Consider the following 344-nt stretch of genomic DNA (forward strand, 5'->3'; position numbering starts at 1 on the left):
GGAGTTCGAGGCGAAGCTGCGCGGGGCCGGGCTCAGCGTCTCCGGCGGTTGACCGACCGCCCCGCTTTCGTTGTGGGCATGAAATCTGCGGGTCTGGACCGGTCCAGACCTGCAGATTTCATGCGCACAACGGCTACGAGAGCAGGGTGGTGCGGACGAACCCGCCCGGATCGCACCCCGGCGGGATCGCGAACACGGACGGCCCGATCGGCGTCGGCCACCGGTTCAGCATGTCGAGCTCGGCGGGCCTGCGCTGCATGGGCGTGAACTGCTCGGCCACGCCGGCCTGGAAGCACGCGAAGATCAGCCCCGCGTCCGACACGTGGTCCCCGCGCGGGGCGTCG

The 344-nt window shown here is 70.6% G+C and carries 1 pseudogene; it reads right to left on the minus strand.

What is annotated here, in order from left to right:
- Nucleotides 1-133: 133 nt before the first annotated feature.
- Nucleotides 134-344 (minus strand): annotated as a pseudogene (locus V5O49_RS00290) (Dyp-type peroxidase); the annotation flags it as partial.

Source organism: Isoptericola haloaureus (genome assembly GCF_036689775.1).
GTDB classification, from domain to species: Bacteria; Actinomycetota; Actinomycetes; order Actinomycetales; family Cellulomonadaceae; genus Isoptericola; species Isoptericola haloaureus.